General features: G+C 73.1%; 13 protein-coding genes. 7 read left to right on the top strand and 6 right to left on the bottom strand.

What is annotated here, in order from left to right; genetic code table 11:
• Nucleotides 1–5 precede the first annotated feature (5 nt).
• The 3 genes from M4486_RS12625 to M4486_RS12615 all read left to right on the top strand — a co-directional run bounded on the left by M4486_RS12625 (nucleotide 6) and on the right by M4486_RS12615 (nucleotide 3,920).
• Nucleotides 6–1,487 (top strand): amidohydrolase family protein, encoded by a 1,482-nt coding sequence (locus tag M4486_RS12625; protein ID WP_249477574.1) that lies wholly within the window; start codon nucleotides 6–8, stop codon nucleotides 1,485–1,487.
• A gap of 313 nt (nucleotides 1,488–1,800) precedes the next feature.
• Nucleotides 1,801–2,724: a phosphodiester glycosidase family protein gene (locus M4486_RS12620; protein ID WP_249481135.1), complete on the top strand. Its 924-nt coding sequence runs from the start codon at nucleotides 1,801–1,803 to the stop codon at nucleotides 2,722–2,724.
• Nucleotides 2,725–2,729: 5 nt separating this feature from the next.
• Nucleotides 2,730–3,920, top strand: a complete 1,191-nt coding sequence (locus tag M4486_RS12615) for a bifunctional glycosyltransferase family 2/GtrA family protein (protein ID WP_249481134.1) — start codon at nucleotides 2,730–2,732, stop codon at nucleotides 3,918–3,920.
• Nucleotides 3,921–4,143: 223 nt separating this feature from the next.
• On the opposite strand, the gene M4486_RS12610 is transcribed toward M4486_RS12615, so the two are convergent.
• The 5 genes from M4486_RS12610 to M4486_RS12590 form a co-directional block, all read right to left on the bottom strand.
• Complete coding sequence (locus M4486_RS12610; protein ID WP_249477572.1) at nucleotides 4,144–4,386, bottom strand: hypothetical protein; 243 nt, start codon at nucleotides 4,384–4,386, stop codon at nucleotides 4,144–4,146.
• A gap of 94 nt (nucleotides 4,387–4,480) precedes the next feature.
• Complete coding sequence (locus M4486_RS12605) at nucleotides 4,481–5,332, bottom strand: response regulator (RefSeq protein ID WP_249477571.1); 852 nt, start codon at nucleotides 5,330–5,332, stop codon at nucleotides 4,481–4,483.
• The gene (locus tag M4486_RS12600; RefSeq protein WP_249477570.1) at nucleotides 5,329–6,708 is read right to left on the bottom strand and encodes a sensor histidine kinase; all 1,380 of its coding nucleotides are present in this window, start codon (nucleotides 6,706–6,708) and stop codon (nucleotides 5,329–5,331) included. The genes M4486_RS12605 and M4486_RS12600 overlap by 4 nt, the downstream gene beginning before the upstream one ends.
• Before the next feature lie 125 nt (nucleotides 6,709–6,833).
• Entirely contained in the window at nucleotides 6,834–7,400 is a 567-nt protein-coding gene (locus M4486_RS12595; protein ID WP_249477568.1) for a universal stress protein, read from the bottom strand.
• Nucleotides 7,397–8,914, bottom strand: a complete 1,518-nt coding sequence (locus M4486_RS12590; RefSeq protein ID WP_346731747.1) for an MFS transporter — start codon at nucleotides 8,912–8,914, stop codon at nucleotides 7,397–7,399. The genes M4486_RS12595 and M4486_RS12590 overlap by 4 nt, the downstream gene beginning before the upstream one ends.
• A 306-nt stretch (nucleotides 8,915–9,220) precedes the next feature.
• Here M4486_RS12590 and M4486_RS12585 point away from each other — a divergent pair, with 306 nt between their 5' ends.
• From M4486_RS12585 to M4486_RS12575, 3 genes are all read left to right on the top strand, one after another.
• The gene (locus M4486_RS12585) at nucleotides 9,221–10,699 is read left to right on the top strand and encodes an amino acid permease (protein WP_249477567.1); all 1,479 of its coding nucleotides are present in this window, start codon (nucleotides 9,221–9,223) and stop codon (nucleotides 10,697–10,699) included.
• A 105-nt stretch (nucleotides 10,700–10,804) separates the two neighbouring features.
• Nucleotides 10,805–11,731: a class II glutamine amidotransferase gene (locus M4486_RS12580; RefSeq protein WP_249477566.1), complete on the top strand. Its 927-nt coding sequence runs from the start codon at nucleotides 10,805–10,807 to the stop codon at nucleotides 11,729–11,731.
• Between the two features lie 16 nt (nucleotides 11,732–11,747).
• On the top strand, nucleotides 11,748–12,692 hold the full coding sequence (locus M4486_RS12575) for a CPBP family glutamic-type intramembrane protease (protein WP_249477564.1): 945 nt from the start codon (nucleotides 11,748–11,750) through the stop codon (nucleotides 12,690–12,692).
• A 102-nt stretch (nucleotides 12,693–12,794) separates the two neighbouring features.
• Here the strand turns inward: M4486_RS12575 and M4486_RS12570 are convergent, their stop codons facing one another.
• Nucleotides 12,795–15,512 carry a LuxR family transcriptional regulator gene (locus tag M4486_RS12570; protein ID WP_249477563.1) on the bottom strand — a complete coding sequence of 906 codons (2,718 nt, stop codon included), beginning with the start codon at nucleotides 15,510–15,512 and terminating at the stop codon, nucleotides 12,795–12,797.
• Nucleotides 15,513–16,045: 533 nt separating this feature from the next.
• Between M4486_RS12570 and M4486_RS12565 the strand changes: the two genes are divergently transcribed.
• A complete protein-coding gene (locus tag M4486_RS12565; protein ID WP_249477562.1) occupies nucleotides 16,046–17,587 on the top strand; it encodes a sugar transferase in 1,542 nt (513 codons plus the stop codon).
• Nucleotides 17,588–17,782: the final 195 nt, after the last annotated feature.

The following is a 17,782-nucleotide window of genomic DNA, read 5'->3' as shown; positions in this document are numbered from 1 at the left end:
GGGGCATGACTGCCGCGAGCTACGTCCCCGCACCCACCGCCGCCGGCTCCGTCGTCCTCGCGGACGTCGCCGTCGTCGACCCCGCGAGCGGAGAGGTCACCGCCCACCAGGACGTGCGGCTGGAGGGCGAGCGCATCGCCTCCGTCGCAGCGCACGACGACCGCTCCCCGGACCGGTCGCACGGCGAGGGATCCGCCGCGTCCCCGCGCGTCGTCGACGCCTCCGGCCTGTTCGTCGTCCCCGCCTACGTCGACTCGCACGCGCATCCGCTGAACGATCCCGACGACGTCGACGCGACCTACGCGCTCATGCTCGCCGCGGGCGTCGCCGGGTACCGGCAGATGTCCGGCAGCGACGAGCTGCTGGCCCGCCGCGCCGCCGGCACGCTGCGCACCCCGGAGGGCTCGCCCCGTCTGCTGGCCCTGCCCGGGGATCTGCTCACCCCGATCACCGCGCCCGACGCGAAGGGCGCCGCCGCCTCCGTGCGCCACCAGGCCGAGCACGGCGCCGACTTCATCAAGGCAGGCTTCACCAACCGCAGCACGCTGCTCGCCGCCATCGCCGAGGGCGAGAGGGTCGGCCTGGACGTCGTGGGCCATGTGCCCGACGACATCGACGCCCGCGAGGCCTCCGACGCCGGCATGCACTGCATGGAGCACCTGGGCACCGGCGTCGCCCTGTACGCGGCGTCCTCGCGGCGCGAGCAGCAGGTGCGCAAGAACGCCGGCGGCGTGCCGAGCCTCCCGCGGATCCCCGGTCTCGCCCCGATCGCGAACCGGATCTTCCAGCCCTTCCTCATGAAGCTCGTGGTCAATCCCGTGGCCCGCACCAGCGCGAAGACCGCCGAGAACTACCGGCTCGTGGACCGCACCTTCGACGAGCAGCGCGCCGCGTCCCTCGCCGAGCTGCTCGCGGCCAACAGCACCTGGCAGTGCCCCACGCTCATCCGCGTGCACACCCAGCAGTTCCCCGGCACGCCGCGCCACCGCGACGACCCCCGCAAGAGGTTCATCGCGCCCGACGTGCTCGCGGTGTGGGAGTCGGTCACCGACACCTTCGAGGAGCTCCCGGCGCCCACGCGGGAGGCTCTCGCCGAGCACTGGGAGGCGCAGCTGAGGATGACCCGTGTGCTCGCCGACGCCGACGTCCCGATGCTCACCGGCACCGACTCCAACGGCGCGAGCTGGGTGATCCCGGGCCTGGGCCTGCACGACGAGTTCGCCCTGCTCGCCGAGGCCGGGGTGAGCCCCACGAAGATCCTCCGCGCGGCGACCAGCGACGCCGCCCGCTTCTTCGGCCGCGAGGACCGCTCCGGTACGGTCCGCCCGGGCTTCGAGGCGGACCTCGTGCTGCTGGGCGGGGACCCGACGGCCGACGCCGCCGCGCTCGCCGACGTGCGCGGCGTGGTCCGCGACGGCGCCTACCGCGACCGCGCCGCGCTCGACGAGACGCTCGAGCGCCTCGCCGCCCGCCCGACGGCGCGCTGAGTCCGGGGCGCCGACCCGCTGAGCCCGGGGTGCTGATCCGCTGAGCTGCTGAGCCGAGGCCCGCCGGGCCGCACAGCACCCCCACAGCCCGCCCGGGGCTCCCGGCACAGTCTGCGCGCCGACTCTATGGCGCATGAACGCACCCCACGCACCCACCCGCGATCCCGGCGAGCATCCGCCGGGCCAGAACCCGTCGCACGAACCCTCGTCGGACCGGATCCCCTCGGACCAGACCCCGCCGGGCGAGCTCCCACCGGACCAGTCCCCGTCGGACCAGCCCCCGGCGGGTCGGCGCACCCACCGCGGGCGCAGCATGATCCGCCGGCGCGTGCTGCTGGGCTCCGGCGTCGCCCTGCTCGCCGGCACCGGCGGCTCCGCGGCCTGGGCCTACGACCGCTTCCTGCGGGAGAAGGTCGAGGTCTCCGACGTCTCCGCCGCCGAGTCCGAGGCCGGCACCGCGCAGGCCGCGGCGCTCGCGACCGACGGCGAGTACTCGAGCACCGGGTTCACCTCGTCGACCACCACGATCACCCTCACGCAGACGGAGACCGGCAGCGGCTCCGAGGCCCTGGCCTGGTACGCCGCGGAGATCGAGATCGACGACGCGACGATCGTCCGCTCGGCCTTCGCGCAGGACGAGTTCGGCCAGAACATCACCGCCGAGCCCAGCGAGATGGCCTCGGACAACTCGGCGGTGCTCGCCATCAACGGCGACTACTACGGCTTCCGCGACACCGGCATCGTCATCCGCAACGGCGTCTCCTACCGCGACGAGCCCGCCCGCGACGGCCTCGTCTTCTATACCGACGGACGCATCGAGATCTACGACGAGACCACCACCAGCGCCGACGAGCTGCTGGCCGACGGCGCCTGGAACACCCTCAGCTTCGGCCCTGCCGTGCTCGAGGACGGGAAGGTCCCCGACGGCGTCGAGGACGTCGAGATCGACACCAACATCGGCAACCACTCCATCCAGGGCGAGCAGCCGCGCACCGCCATCGGCGTGATCGGCGAGAACCACCTGGTCTTCCTCGTCGTCGACGGCCGCTCCGAGGGGCACTCGCGCGGCGTCGGGCTCACCGAGCTCGGCGAGATCCTCGCTGACCTCGACTGCACGAGCGGCTACAACCTCGACGGCGGCGGCTCCTCGGTGATGATCTTCGACGGCGAGATCCTCAACGAGCCCTCGAACGGCGGCGAGCGCGCCACCTCCGACATCCTCTACGTGGCCGGGTGAGCGCGATGGTCACGATCCGCCCGCACCTGCGCCCCGAGACCGCTCCCGCCCGTCCGGGAGCATCGCTCGCACCGACCGAGCCGGCCGCTCCGGCCCGTTCCGTGGTCCTGATCCCGGCGCTCGCCCCCGCGCGACCGCTCGTGGACCTGGTCGCGAGGCTCGCCGCCGACGACATCGACGCTCTCGTGGTCGACGACGGCTCCGGCCCCGACTACGAGGTCGTCTTCGACCGCTGCGCCCTCGAGGGCGCCGAGGTCCTGCACCTGCCGGAGAACCGCGGCAAGGGCGGCGCCCTGCGCGCCGGCATCGCCCACGTGCGCGCCACCCGCCCCGGAAGCGGCGTCGTCACCGCCGACGCCGACGGCCAGCACACCCTCGCCGACATCCGCCGCGTGCGCGACGTCCTCGACGGGATCGAGGCGTCGGCCGACGGGCCAGCGGGTCCAGCGTCGGCCGATGGGGCAGTGCGCCGCGCGTCGGCCTCGCGGGCAGTGCCCCGCACGGATCTCGTGCTCGGCGTGCGCGGCTTCGACCGGGCCGAGGTGCCGCTGCGCTCGCGGCTGGGCAATGTGGTGAGCTCGTGGGTGCTGCGCTTCGCGTCCGGCGCGCGCCTCGGCGACACGCAGACGGGTCTGCGCGGCCTGCCCGCCTCGCGCCTGGCCTGGGCCGAGGCGATCCCGGGCGACCGCTACGAGTACGAGTATTCGATGCTCGTGCGCGCCGGCCGCGAGGGCATCGGCCTGCACCAGGTGCCGATCGAGACCGTCTACCTCGACGACAACGAGGCCAGCCACTTCCGTCCCGTGCGGGACTCGCTGCGCGTCCTCGGCCCGGTGGTCGCCTTCATGGGGTCGGGGCTGCTGACCTTCGCCCTGGACACCCTGCTGTTCCTCGCGGTCTCCGCGCTCGGCGCCCCCGTGTGGCTCGCCCTGGCGGCGGCACGGCTGCTGAGCGCGAGCGGGAACTTCGCCCTGAACAGGCGCGTCGTCTTCGACGGCGGGGCCGACGTCCCGCTCGGCAGGGCCCTCGCCCGTTACGGGGTGCTCGCCGCCGTCGTGCTCGGGGCCGGGGTGCTGCTCGTCGACGCGCTCGTCGGCCTCGGGGCCTCGCTGCTGGTCGCGAAGGTGACGACCGACCTGGCGCTGTTCGTGCTCAGCTTCGTCGTCCAGCGCCTGGTGGTCTTCGGGCGGCGGTGAGGGGGCAGCTCAGGGCGCGGGCGGCGAAGGCGGGAAGGCGGCCCGGTGCCGGGGAGGCGATGCCGGCCGGGCGGGTCGCTCCTGTCACCGAGCGGCAAATACGGGACCTCACTGCCACCTGTGGCAGAGGGGTCCCGTATATGCCGGTAGACGACATGTCCCCGCCGGATCGCCGACCCGCCGCAACGCGCCGGTCCGCACCGCCGCCCGGCCCTCCGGCGGATCAGTCGCGCGGAGTTCGGGAACGCGCCGCCTCGATGATCCGCAGCACGAGCAGCACCACCACCAGTGCGAGCAGCAGCCAGTACTTCGTGGCGACCGCGGCGACCCCGGCGATCACGAGCACGGCGACGTAGATGATGTCGAGCACGCGCCCGGAGACGCCGAGGAATCGCGAGCCCCATCGCCCGCGCAGCAGACGCAGCGCGAGCAGGCCCAGGAGCAGGGCGATGGCCAGGTACTTCACGTGAGGATCTCCTGCGGTCGGTTCGCCGCGAGCCTACCGGTGCCGCGGCGGGTGAGGCCGCCGCCGGGGTCGGTCGGGCCTCGGCCGCGGCGGGTCAGGACCCGCCGTCGATCTCGAGCACGCGGATCGCGAGCTGGACGCGGTTGGTGACCTGGAGCTTCTCGAACAGGTGCCCGATGTGCGTCTTGATCGTCGGCAGGGAGAGGAAGAGGGCGTCGGCGATCTCCGAGTTGGTCAGGCCCTGCGCGACCAGCCGCCCCACCTCCCACTCGCGCTCGGTGATGGCGTGGGGGATCGCGCCCGCATCGGCGGGGGCCGGCTGCGTGCGCTCGGGGATCCCGTTCGACGCCTGCTCCGCTGCGGATCCCCGGTCGGACGACGGGTCGGTGCGCTCGGTGCGGCCGGCGGCGGGTCCGGCGCCGGTCCCAGGGCTTCCTGCCGCGAGGGCGACGAGGCGGCGCAGCACCGTGGGGGAGAAGCGCGCCTCGCCGCGGGCGGCCTCATGGATCCCCTGCACGACCTGCTCGGGCGGGGAGTCCTTGAGCAGGAAGGAGACGGCGCCCGCGCGCAGCGCCTCGAGCAGGAACCCGTCGGTGTCGAAGGCGGTGAGGACCACGACCCCGGGTCGCGCGCCGTCGCCGCTCAGCCGGCGCGTCGCCTCGATGCCGTCCATGTGGGGCATGCGGATGTCCATGAGCACCACGTCGGGGTCGAGGGCTGCGACGGCGTCGAGGGCGGCGGCGCCGTCGGCCGCCTCTCCGACCACCTCGATGCCGTCGCTGCCGTCGATCATCAGCCGCAGACCGGCGCGCATGAGCTGTTCGTCGTCCACGAGCAGCACGCGGACGCCGGCCGGTGCGATGGTGGGCGACGGAGCGGCCTCGCCCCCGCGCCCGGGCGTGAGGGGATCGGGGACCGGGTCGGTCGCGGGGTTCCCGGGCGTCATGCGTCGTCCTCGTCTCGTGATCGGTGGTCGGGCCAGGGGAGGGAGAGCTCGACCTCGAAGGCGGGTGCGTCCCGCTGGTGCTCCGCCGGGCTGTGGTCGTCGTCCGTGTCGTCGTCCGTGTCGGCGCCGCTCGCGGCGACGGCCGCTTCGGCCCTCATCGTCCCCCCGAGCAGGCGAACGCGCTCGCGCAGCCCCGTGAGCCCGAGCCCGGATCCGAGCTCGGAGGCCGCGGTGCGCACCTCCTCCGGCACGGTGTTCCGCGAGGTCAGACGCAGCATGCCCGTCTCGTGGGCGATCCGCAGCACCAGCGGCTGCCCGGGCGCGTGCTTGCGGGCATTGGTGAGCAGCTCGCGCACCGCGCGGGAGAGGGTCACCACGAGGGCCGAGCCGGCGGCATCGACGTCGTGCGGATCGGTGCCCATCCACTCCAGGCGCACGTCCTGGCCCTCGGAGCGAGCGCGCTCGATCTGCTCACCGATCTGGGCGCCTGTGGGCAGAGGCTCCGCGTCATCGGTGCGCAGGGCGGAGAGCACGTGGCGCAGCTCGGAGTTCGCGGCACGGGCGTCGGCGAGGATCGTGGCCGAGACGTCGCGCATCTGCTCCGGTGGCATGTCCGCACGGTAGGAGAGGGCGCCGGCGTGCATCGCGATCAGGGACAGGTGGTGGGAGAGGCTGTCGTGCATGTCGCGGGCGATCGCGGCCCGCTGCTCGGACTCTGCCTGGGCGACGAGCGCGCGATGCTCACGGGCCAGCGCCTCGTGCTCGCGCTCGAGGGCCTCCCGCTCGCGCCGGGCGGTCGCGGCCTGGCTGCGCAGGGAGGTGATGAGGACGGCGCGGGTGCCGCGGACCCTTCCCCAGAGCAGAGCGGCGGCGGCGAAGACGACACTGAGCAGGACGCCTGCGCCGTCCTCCCACGACCACGCATCGTCGGCCCAGCACTCCAGAACGCTGTACCCGAGAGCGCCGAGAGCGGAGACCGCGATGCCCGCCAGGTCCGTCCGCAGGTCGCGTCGGCTGCCGATCCGGGCGAGCCCTACTGCGGCCGCTGGAAGTGCGGACCCGCTCAGGACGCTCGGTGCCACGAGCAGCAGATTCCACAGACCCGCACGGCGCATCGGGCCCGCGGCGATGTTCGTGAGCACGCCGACGAGGCCGTCCACGAGCAGCAGCAGACCGAGGCCGCCGGGGAGTCGGTCGCCGTACTCGTCGTAGTTCGCGGCGAACAGGACGACCAAGAACGCTGCGCCCAGCAGCACGCAGACCAGGGAGATCACGAGCATGCGGCCGGCCTCGGCGAGACGACGCACGAGGCGTCCTCGTGCCGGGGGATGGTCGACGCCGCTCGGGGCAGGGGCATCGACGGGCGAGGAGGTCATCCGCACATCGTAGGAACCCGTGCGGGAGTCCCGGATCGGCCGAAGGGACGAGTGCAGGGGGTGGGGCCATGCTTGAGGCGGCACCCGACGTTCGCCGTGAGAAGAGCCTTGCGGCCGCCCCGCCGTCACTCCACCTGGGACTGTGCGGCCCCGCGCACGGGCCCGGGCATGATGACGACGGGGCAGCGCGCCCGCTGCACGAGCTGCGCGGCGAAGGTCGGCCCTGTGCGGATCTCGCGTCGGCGCGGCGCGTCGACCACCAGGAGCGAGGCCGCGTCGCTCGCCTCGAGCAGCACCCGCGCACGTGCCCCTCGCACCGCACGGAGCTCGACCCCGCCCATCTGATCGACGCCAGCCGTCGCGTCGGACCCGCCTGCCCCGTCGACCGTCGAGCCGAGCGCGCTGCGGACGTCGGCCCGCAGCGCGTCCAGTGCCGCGGTGCGCAGGGGGTCGTCGCTGTCGGCGACCCGGGAGGGCATCGGCCGCACCGACCCGGCCGCCGTGCCCGGCACCCGGTAGGCGCGCAGCGCCACCATCGGCACTCCCCGCACCCGCGACTCCTCGAGCGCCCAGCGCAGAGCGGCCGGGGACCCCGAGGACCTGCTCACCCCGACGACGATCGGCAGCGCCTCCGCCGTCGTCCCCTCTGGATCCCGGTCGGCGTTCCGACTCGTGTTCTCCTCGGTGCTCATGCCCTCGCCTCCTGCTCGCCCTGCTCCTCGGCCTCCGCGTTGCGCTTGCTGAGCGGGTCGGCGACGTCCTCGAGACCCTTGCGCTCGGCGTCGACGCCGAGCACCAGGGCCACGATGCCGCCGATCAGCATGATCAGGCTGCCGCCCAGGTAGCCGATGACGAGCGGCCCGCGCGAGGAGCCGTCGCCGATCAGGACCCCGTAGATGAGCGGCGCGATCGCGCCCGCGATCTGCGCGATCGAGAAGAAGTAGCTGATGGCCTGCCCGCGCACCTCGAGCGGGAACACCTCGGAGACCGTCAGGTAGGCGGAGGAGGCGCCGGCGCTCGCGAAGAAGAACGCGACGCACCAGAACACGGTGTGCGTGGTGGCCGTCAGCAGGTCCATCGAGAACGCGATCGCGGAGACCGTGAGGATCACCGCCGCGAGCCCGTACGTCCCGAAGATCATCTTGCGTCTGCCGATGGTGTCGAACAGCGGACCGAGCAGCAGCGGGCCCAGCAGGTTCCCGATGGCGAAGGGGATCATGTACAGCCCCGCCGCGTCCTTCGCGACCCCGTAGAACTGCTCGAGGACGATCGCGTAGGTGAAGAAGATGGCGTTGTACAGGAACGACTGGGTGACCATGAGGGTCACGCCGAGCACGGTGCGGCCCGGGTAGACCTTGAAGAACACGTGGGCGACCTCGCGGAACGGCAGCCGCTCCTCGGGCTTCACGGTGATCGCCCGCGACTCGTCGACCTCGCCGAGCTCGTGGCCGCTGTCGTGGACCCGTTCCTCGATGCCCGCGATGATCTGCTCGGCCTCCTCACCGCGGCCGTGGGTGAGCATCCAGCGCGGCGACTCGGGGATCGCCCGGCGCATGAGGATCAGGATGAGGCCGAGGACCGGGCCGATGAAGAAGCCGATCCGCCAGCCCCAGTGCTCGTTCACGAGCTCGGGGTCCAGCAGGAAGATCGTCGAGGCCGCACCGAGGGCGACGCCCGCCCAGTAGGTGCCGTTCACGGCGAGGTCCACGCGCCCGCGGTACTTCGCGGGGATCAGCTCGTCGATCGCGGAGTTGATCGCCGAATACTCGCCGCCGATGCCCGCGCCGGCGATGAAGCGGCACAGGTAGAAGAACCACATGGAGAACGACAGGCCCGCGAGCGCGGAGCCCGCGAGGTAGACCGCGAGGGTGAGGGCGAACAGCTTCTTGCGGCCGATCCGGTCGGTCAGCCGCCCGAACACGAGCGAGCCGAGCACCTGTCCGAACAGGTAGAAGGTCGCCGAGGCGGTGATCTGCTCGTTGCTCATGCCGAGGTCGGCGGCGAAGCCGTTGGCCGCGACGATCTGCACCTCGATGCCGTCGAGGATCCAGGCGGCGCCGAGCCCCACGATCACCAGGGTGTGGAAGCGGGCCCAGGGCAGGCGGTCCATGCGGGCCGGGATCAGGCTGCGCACGGCCTGGAACGACGGCCCCGCCGTCGTGCGTGCGTCCCTGCCTCCCCGGGCGGGGTGTGCGGTCTCGGACATGCGTCCCCCTCGTCATCTGCGGTCGGCGACAGCGGTCGGCGGGCGCCCAGGTGGGAGCGTCACGTCGGCCGGAGCGGCCGTGGACGTGACGCAGGCTACTCCCCGGAGGCGAGGCGGGGTGCGATCGGACCGCCCTCTCGGCCGTCGGCCGGACCGTCCGCGCGGCGCCCCTCCGGATCACAGCGCGATCACGGGACCGCACGGTCACGGCGCCCGGGAGCGGCGCTGGTAGTCTCACCGCCTGCAGAACCCTCTGCCTCGGTGTGGCGCATCGGCGCGCCCCGCCCCCTCCTCTGAGGAGTCCTCATGAGCCAGACCTTCTTCCGCACCAAGTCCGTGGAGCAGTCGATCCAGGACACCGAGGATCCCGAGCATTCCCTCCAGAAGAAGCTCGGGGCGCTCGACCTCATCGTGTTCGGGGTCGGCGTGTGCGTCGGCGCGGGCATCTTCGTCCTCACCGGCCAGGCCGCCGCCTCCAATGCGGGGCCAGCGGTCTCCCTGTCCTTCCTGATCGCCGGCATCGCCTGCGGGCTCGCCGCCATGTGCTACGCCGAGTTCGCCTCGACGGTCCCCGTCGCCGGCAGCGCCTACACCTTCACCTACGCGACCATGGGCGAGTTCCTCGCCTGGGTGATCGGCTGGGACCTGATCCTCGAGTTCACCGTGGGCTCCGCGGCGCTCGCGACCTCCTTCAGCCAGTACCTCGCGGTGGTCCTGGACGGCACCCCGCTGCAGATCCCGGAGGCCGTCGCCACCGCCGAGGGCGGGTTCATCAACCTTCCCGCCGGGCTGCTCGTGCTCGCCATGACCGCGATCCTGGTGGGCGGCGTGAAGATCTCCTCGCGCGTGAACCAGGTGGTCACGGCCATCAAGCTGATCGTCGTGCTCGCCGTCATCATCGCCGGGATCTTCCTCGTGAAGGTCTCCAACTGGGTGCCGTTCGTGCCGCCCTCGCAGGGCGCCTCCGGCGAGCAGGGCTCCGCGCTGAGCCTCCCGCTCGTCCAGACCCTCTTCGGCCTCGAGCCCAGCGTGTTCGGCTGGGGCGGCGTGGCCGCCGCGGCCGCCATGGTGTTCTTCGCCTTCATCGGCTTCGACGTCGTCGCGACCACCGCGGAGGAGACGAAGAACCCGCAGCGCAACATGCCGATCGGCATCTTCGGCTCCCTCGCGATCGTCACCCTGCTCTACATGGCGGTCTCGCTGGTCATCACCGGCATGCAGAGCTACAAGGACATCGACCCGAGCGACGGCGCCCCGCTGGCCACGGCGTTCGTCGACGTGGGCCTGCCGGTGATGGGCGACCTCATCGCGATCGGCGCCTGCATCGGGCTGACCGTGGTCTGCATGATCCTGTTCATGGGCCAGTCCCGCGTGGGCTTCGCGATGGCCCGCGACGGACTGCTGCCCACGTGGCTCGCCAAGACCCACCCCCGCTTCAAGACCCCGTACCGCCTCACCATCATCGCGGGCATCATCATCGCGATCCTCGCCTCGTTCATCCCGCTCTCGGAGCTCGCGCACCTGGTGAACATCGGCACCCTGGCGGCCTTCGTGCTGGTCTCGATCGGCGTGATCGTGCTGCGCCGCAAACGCCCCGACCTGCCGCGCTCCTTCAAGGTGCCGTTCGTGCCGGTGCTCCCGATCATCGCCGCGGTGGTCTGCTTCTACCTGATGCTGAACCTCACCGCCGAGACCTGGCTGCGGTTCGTCATCTGGCTGGTCGTGGGCGTCCTCATCTACGTCTTCTACTCCCGCCACCACAGCCGCCTGAACCGGAAGGGCTGACGCCGCCGGACCGGGAGGTCTGAGGGCGGGGCCGACGGGCCATGCGGGTCCGCGGATCACACTCGCCGGGCGGCCCGCGCGCGCCCGCCTTACAGTGGGAGGACCATGTGCCGCCTCTTCGCCCTCCACGCCGACCGTCCCGTCACCGCCCGCTTCTGGCTGCTCGACGCCCCGTACTCGCTCGCGCACCAGTCGCAGTTCAACGCCGACGGCACGGGCATCGGCTGGTTCGACGACGAGGGCGCGCCGCACGTGCAGAAGCGCCCGGTGGCCGCGCACTCCTCGAGCCGGTACGCCCGGATCGCCTCCGACCTCCGGTCCCGCGCGATGATCGCCCACGTGCGCAACTCCTCCGGGACCGCGAACGACCTGGTCAACACCCACCCGTTCCTCATGGACGGCATCATCGTCGCCCACAACGGGGTGCTGCGCGTGACGGACGAGCTGCGCGGGCGCGTGCGGGAGCTCGGCGCCGGTCACCTCGTCGAGGGCGCGACCGACAGCGAATGGCTCGCCGCGCTCATCGCCGGTGAGACCTCCGCGGCAGGCGGTGACCTGCACGCGGGGCTGATCTCCGCGATCTCCTGGGTGCTCGAGCGCGTGCCCGTCTACTCGTTGAACCTCGTCGTCGCCCGGGACGAGCACCTCTACGCGCTGCGCCTGCCCGAGACCAACGAGCTGTGGGTGCGCGACCGGCCCGCGGGCGGCAGGAACGACGATGCCCTCCATCAGGCCTCCGACACTCTGCGGGCGACCAGCGCGGACCTGCGGGACGTGCGCTCGGTCGTGATCGCGAGCGAGCCCATGGACGACTCCGACCAGTGGCGCCTCCTGGACGACGGCGAGCTGCTGCACGTGAGCCCCTCCGGCGAGGTCTCCTCGCAGACCCCGTTCCCGCAGCCGGCGCATCGCCTGGGCATCGAGGACCTCGGCCTCAGCGAGGCGGCCTCCCAGGCCCACGCTGCCGAGGCGAAGGAGCGCGCCGAGCGCCGCGCCAAGGTCGCCGGCCCCGGGACCCGTCGTGCCGCCTGAGGGCCGGAGCCGGCCCGTGCCCGACGCGCCCGCCCCGTCGGCCGCGCTGCCCTATCATCGGCTCGCCCATCTGCGGCCCGAATGGGCCCGCTGGTTCCGGCCGCTGCTGACCGCGCTGGCCGCGGGCGTCGCGCAGATCGTCTTCGCCTACCTCGTGCTGGTGGGCACGGTGACCGTGCTCGCGATCCTCCCGGGCGTCGATCCGATGGCGATCGGCCGCAGCCAGGGCGATCCGGCCAGCCCGCTGAGCATCTTCGTCGCCCTCGCACTCGGTGCCTTCGCGGTGCCCGCGGCGCTGCTGGGCGTGCGGCTCGGCGGCTGGCGACCGGTGCGCACGCTGTGGTCGGTGGCCGGCCGCGTCCGCCGGGACGTGCTGGCCTGGGGCGCCGTGCGCATGCTTCCCGTGCTGGCCCTCGCAGCCGTGGCGGGAATGCTCGTGGGCACCGGACCCGCGCAGCTGGGAGCGCGGGGGAGCGCCGGCGCGATCGTCGGCGTGCTCGTGCTGACCGTGCTCCTCGTGCCCCTGCGCGCGGTGGGCGAGGAGCTCGTGTTCCGCGGGATCGGCCAGCAGGCCGTCGGCACCTGGCTGCGCAGCCCCTTCTGGGCGATCGTGCTGCCCGTGCCGCTCTCGCTGATCGGCCGCGGCTTCGGGGCCGACGCGGGCGCTCTCGCCGGTGCCGCCCTCATCTCGCTGTGCAGCGGGATCCTGGCCTGGAAGAGCGGGGGCCTCGAGCTGCCGATCCTCCTGCAGCTGGGCACCTTCGGGCTCAGCGGCCTGCTCTCGCCCTTCGGAGCTCCCGTGTTCCCCGGCCAGGGCGCCTCGATCGCCCCGTGGGGGATCGCCGTGTTCCTGCTGACCGTGCTGCTGTGCGACGCGTTCGACCGGCGCCACGGCCTGCGTATGGGCGAGGGCCTCGCCCGTTCGGCCGACGCCCCGTCCCCGCAGCGCGTGCGCGTCTGAGGTCCGCGGCTCCGCGGCTCGGCGCCTCATCGGCGCGGGCGTCGGCGTGGTCGCGGTCGCGCTCGCCCTCGACCGAGGGTCACCGGAGCGGGTTCGTCCCTGTCAGATCGTCGACCCGGCTCCGGCTCGCGCGCCGGGCGTGCTCGCGCCGTGCCTGCCGCGCACGCCCGTGGCCTGCAGGATCTGGACGAGCTGGGCGCGGGATCGGATGCCGAGGGTGCGGTAGATGCGGGTCAGGCGCAGCTCGACCGTGCGCACGGAGACGAACAGCTCGGAGGCGATCGCCTTGTTGCGCATGCCGCGGCCGACGAGCTCGGCGACCGCGCGCTCCTTCTCCCCGAGCCGGGCCAGCGGATCCGCGCTCCCGGTCGCGCGCGGAACCGGTGCGGGCGCCAGGTCGGCGACGGTCTGTCCCGTCTTGTCGATCGCCAGGAGGCCCGCATCGCGCGCCGACCGCGAGTCCGTCCTCCGCCCCAGCTCCTCGAGGCGCTGGGAGTAGGCGAGCAGGAACTGGCCCCGCTGGAGCTCGTGGCCCGTGTCGGGCCCCGTCTCGATGACGTCCTGGATCTCGCCGTCCGGGGACTCTCCGATGCTGAGCAGGGCGCGGGAGTTGGCGATCGCCAGACGGGCCCAGGGCGACGGGGATTCGTGGGAGAGCGCCGTGAGCTCCTCGAGGACGGCGGCCGCCTCCTCCCGTCGTCCCAGCTCCACGAGCGTCTGGATGTAGTGCTCGTGGAAGCGCAGCAGGTGCGGTGCGTGGAAATGCGCCGACTGCACCCGGGCCCGCGCGAAGTGCTGGGCGGCGGACTCGAGGTTCCCGCTCATCCGCGCGGCGCGGGCCATCAGCACGGTGACCTCCGACTCCAGCCGCGGGTTGCCGCCGGGGGCGAGCCGGCGCTGGAGACGGGAGAGGATCGTCTCCGCCTCCTCGACGTCCCCGCTGCTCAGGAGGAGCACGGCCTGTGCCCGCAGCACCAGGGGCTGCATCATGCGCGCGCTCGAGCTGAACGGTGCCAGGGTCCGGAAGGACTCCCGCGCGCGTGCGGGCAGGCCCGCGCGCAACTCGATCTCGGTGAGGTCGAGGGCGCGGCTGAGTGAGCGCGGGGCCGGCGAGGAGGTGCCCCCGCGGCCGGACGGATCCACGACATCGCGCGCCTCGGCGTAGGACTCCGCGATCGACAGCGCCTGCGCGAGCACGGTGCGCACCAGCCCCTGGTCGCCGGGGCGCCCGAGGTCCGCGATCATCTCCTGATCGCAGGCGTCGGCCGGCGCGCCCTCTCCGTGCAGCACGCGGCGGTAGAGGCCGGTGAGGCGTGCGGTCGCCGCGAGCAGGGGCGTCGAGCGCTCCCCGGAGTCCTGCGCGAGGCCGATCAGCTCCTGCGCCGCGCGCAGCTCCCAGCGGTGGAGGAGCAGCAGGGCGCCCATGGCGACCAGGTCGACGCGCTCGGCCTCCGTTCCCGCCGCGCGGTCCGTGATGCTGTGCCGTAGGAGGTGCACCGGCAGCGCCTCGCCGCGGACATGGGCGAACAGGAGGGCGGAGCGGACCAGGGGCGCGGGCATCCCCGATCCCGCGAAGCGCTCGCGGGCGAAGCTGAGGTATCTCTCGGCCAGCTCGATCTCCCCGTGGGCGAGGAGGGACTCGACGAGCTCGCACAGGCGCCGCGCGATCTCGGAGTCCTCGCCCGAGGGCAGGGACAGAGCGCGTTCCACGAGGTGGAGGGCGGGCCTCGGGTCCGCCGCGTCCACGAGGGCGCGTGCTCCCTCGAGCAGCACCCCCGGCTGCGCGTGCTCGGGGTCCACGAAGCTGAGGTGCCACTGCCTCCACTCGGGCGCGTCCCCGACGGCGGTGGCCGCGAGCTTCTCGTGGAGGGACTGACGAGCGTGTGCGCTCTGGCCCCAGTAGACCGAGGAGCGCAGCGAGAGCGAGCGCAGTCGCACCAGGCGACCGGTGCGGGTCACCAGCCCGGAGCCGAGCAGGTCGTCCAGCGCCACGGCCGACGCCCCGGGATCCCCGCACGTCAGGAGCACGGTCTCGGGGGTGGCGGGCGCGCTCGAGAGCATCTGCACCAGCAGCATCTGCTGCTCGTCGAGGGTGCTCAGGAGCGCCCGATGGGCCTCCTCGAACCGTGCGTCCGCGGGCAGCGGCACCTGCAGGGGCGAGGTGCCGTCCAGGGCCTCCGGAAGAGCGGCGTCGACGAGTCCCTCGAGGGCGAGGGGGTTGCCGCCGGCCGCGGTCGCGAGCAGCAGCAGGACGGCGGGGTCCGCGTCCTCGGGGGCGAAGCTCTCCGCGAGGCGGCGCATGGTCTCCAGATCGAGGTCGAGCAGGTCGATCGCCTGACGCCGGCCGGAGTCGGGGCCGTGCGCGCCGGGACGGACCGCGAGAGCGCAGCGCATCCCGTGCGGGGCGCAGCGCAGGGTGACGACCTCGAGGACGGTGCGGCTGGGCTCGTCGAGCAGCTCGGCGTCGTCGACGATCACGAGGAACTCGGAGACCGAGCGGCGCTCGATCTCCGCGGCGATGCCGCGTGCGAGCGAGGGCAGATCCGCCGGGTCGTGCGCGTCGAGCACGGGGAGGGTCTCGGTGCCCAGCAGCCCGTCGAGCGCGGCCAGGACGCTGGACAGGCCGCCGAGCGGCCAGTCGACGGGAGCGGACCCGGCGCGGACGATGGTCGAGGGGAGGGAGAGGCTTCCCCGCAGCGCGTCGAGCAGGAACGACTTGCCGCTGCCGAGGGGGCCGGCGACCGTGAGCATCCGGCCGGCGGGGTCCGAGAGGTCGCGCTGGAGCTGCGCGAGTTCGTCCGGGCGCGCGACGAAGACCATCTCTCCTCCTCCTGCGAGATCGGGTCGGGGCTGATGCGGGGGCCTCTGCGTGGTGCGGGTCGCACCGCAGTCCTCGCGACGGGTTCCGAGCCGCTCCGGTTCCGTGGAACGGGCAGATCGAGGATGCCACGTCGCTCCCGAAGTGTCCGACTTGCGAGGATTATACGGGATGCGCATCACATCCCGATTCGCCGCTCTGCCGGGCTCTTGCCTGTACGACCCCCGGCGAACCCTCGGTCCATCGTCCGCCGGGATCGGGGCCCTCCGCGAGTCGTTGCGGGATTGCCGGAGACCCGCAACGCACCGCAGTGAACCCGCATGTCGTGGGCGCGGATCGGTGGTGACCCGCAAGTAGGCCGCACCCCCCTTCGCTTCGGGTCTGCCCATCCCTAGGCTGTCCGAAGTGTCCGGATTGAGTCCGGATGACCAGAACGTGAAGTACGTCGGATATCGGGGGCGGGGTGCCCCGCCGACGGCTCGGCCAGGACGTGGGGTCCGGCCGGGCGAGCGAGTAGACACCAGGGGGCCTTCCTATGAGTACACAGGTCGCGGAGGTGCGCGGGAACCGCGCACACGCAGCGAGCGAGACGGCGCAGAGCCCCGTCGATGTCGAGGAGCGCGCGTCGTCGCTCCTGCTTCTCCCGGATACGGGCTTCGCGGAGCCCGGCACGGAGATCGCCGCGAGCGCGAGCGCACGCAGCGCCGAGAGCCTCGTGGTGCCGCTGCGGCCGGAGCTCGCTCCCGCCGCACCGCATGCGGACCGCTCCCCGGCGCGCCTCGGGGCCCACGGTCGCCGCGTCGCCCTCACCGTGGTCCTCTCCCTCGCCGTCGCCGTGATCACGGTCGGTGCGAGCGCTGTCATGACTGCGGCGCCCCTCGCCGGTGCGGCCCCCCTCGCCGTCCTCGCACTCGCGTGGGCGGTGATGATGAGCGCCCAGTCCTCGCGCCCGCTCGACAGCGCTCGGACGCTCGCCGCGCGTCCCCTGCTGCTCGTCCTCGGGGGAGCGCTGCTGCTGGCGCTCGCGCGTCCGTTCCTCGGGGAGATCGTGCCCTCCGGCCCCGCCCTCCTCGTGCTCACCCTCGCGCTCGGCGCGGGCGGCGCCGTCATCGTGGCGCTGGGCCGCCTCCTGCACCCCGTGCGCTCCGTCCTCGTCTCCACCGAGCCCGTCGACGCGATGGCCTCCGGTTTCCTCGAGGAGGAGGCCGCGGTGGTCGTGGGCGACGGCTCCGTGCCGATGGACGAGCAGGTCCAGGACGTGCTCGATCGCGTCGAGGAGACCGGCAGCGAGGTCGTCGAGGTCCGCGGCGCCGCGCCGGCTCAGCTGCTCACGCACCTGAGCTGGGAGCTCCGGGGCCGCGGCATCCCGCTCAAGCTGTCCTTCATGGCCCCGGGAGCCCGCCGGTCGCGCGTGCGGGTGGTCTCCGGCGCCCATGGCGCCTCCGTCGTGATCCGGCCCCCGCGCCAGCCGGTGCCGGTGCGCATGGCCAAGCGGGCTTTCGACATCCTGGGCTCGGCGCTGCTGCTGGCAGCGCTCTCGCCGCTGCTCATCGCGGTGTCCTTCGCCGTGCGGCTGGACGACCACGGGCCGATCTTCTACCGCCAGGAGCGCGTGGGCAAGGACGGCAGGCCGTTCCACATGTTCAAGTTCCGGAGCATGGCCGTCGATGCCGACGCGAAGCTGGCCGAACTGCTGCGCGAGCAGCAGACGGACGACAAGCCGCTGTTCAAGATCCAGAACGATCCCCGCCTGACCCGGATCGGCGGCTTCCTGCGCCGCTACTCGATCGACGAGATCCCGCAGCTGCTCAACGTCCTGGGAGGCTCCATGAGCCTCGTCGGGCCGCGCCCCCAACGCGACGGGGAGGTGGCCCTCTACACGGGTTCCGCGTTCCACCGTCTGGGAGTCGTACCCGGGATGACCGGCCTCTGGCAGGTCTCCGGCCGCTCCGCGCTGAGCTGGGAGCAGGCGCAGGCGCTCGACGTCCGCTACGCCCACAACTGGTCGCTCGGCATGGATCTGTGGATCATGCTGCGCACCGTCAAGGCCGTGGTCGGCAAGGACGGCGCCTACTGAGCACTGAGCCGCTGCGCGGACGGCGCCTGATGGGCTGCTGCACGGCCGGCGCCTGCTGAGGCGTCGCGCGGCGGGCGTCAGGACTCCGCGCCGACGACGACGAGAGGGGCCGACCCGCCTGGCGGGTCGGCCCCTCTCGTGCTGCTCGCGACGGATGTGCCGCCCGCGTCGGACGCGCGGTCCGCGTCAGCCGGT

It is taken from the genome of Brachybacterium kimchii, from assembly GCF_023373525.1.
Taxonomy (GTDB): domain Bacteria; phylum Actinomycetota; class Actinomycetes; order Actinomycetales; family Dermabacteraceae; genus Brachybacterium; species Brachybacterium kimchii.
The sequence above is the reverse complement of the archived record's forward strand: the minus strand, read 5'-3'. Positions and strand labels throughout refer to the sequence as shown.

What these genes read in the sequence shown, in the direction of transcription:
- M4486_RS12580 (WP_249477566.1), top strand. Translation starts at nt 10,805, where the DNA reads ATGTGCCGCCTCTTCGCCCTCCACGCCGACCGTCCCGTCACCGCCCGC.
- M4486_RS12595 (WP_249477568.1), bottom strand. Translation starts at nt 7,400, where the DNA reads ATGAGCACCGAGGAGAACACGAGTCGGAACGCCGACCGGGATCCAGAG.
- M4486_RS12620 (WP_249481135.1), top strand. Translation starts at nt 1,801, where the DNA reads ATGATCCGCCGGCGCGTGCTGCTGGGCTCCGGCGTCGCCCTGCTCGCC.
- M4486_RS12570 (WP_249477563.1), bottom strand. Translation starts at nt 15,512, where the DNA reads ATGGTCTTCGTCGCGCGCCCGGACGAACTCGCGCAGCTCCAGCGCGAC.
- M4486_RS12590 (WP_346731747.1), bottom strand. Translation starts at nt 8,914, where the DNA reads ATGTCCGAGACCGCACACCCCGCCCGGGGAGGCAGGGACGCACGCACG.
- M4486_RS12565 (WP_249477562.1), top strand. Translation starts at nt 16,046, where the DNA reads ATGAGTACACAGGTCGCGGAGGTGCGCGGGAACCGCGCACACGCAGCG.
- M4486_RS12600 (WP_249477570.1), bottom strand. Translation starts at nt 6,708, where the DNA reads ATGACCTCCTCGCCCGTCGATGCCCCTGCCCCGAGCGGCGTCGACCAT.
- M4486_RS12585 (WP_249477567.1), top strand. Translation starts at nt 9,221, where the DNA reads ATGAGCCAGACCTTCTTCCGCACCAAGTCCGTGGAGCAGTCGATCCAG.
- M4486_RS12615 (WP_249481134.1), top strand. Translation starts at nt 2,730, where the DNA reads ATGGTCACGATCCGCCCGCACCTGCGCCCCGAGACCGCTCCCGCCCGT.
- M4486_RS12625 (WP_249477574.1), top strand. Translation starts at nt 6, where the DNA reads ATGACTGCCGCGAGCTACGTCCCCGCACCCACCGCCGCCGGCTCCGTC.
- M4486_RS12605 (WP_249477571.1), bottom strand. Translation starts at nt 5,332, where the DNA reads ATGACGCCCGGGAACCCCGCGACCGACCCGGTCCCCGATCCCCTCACG.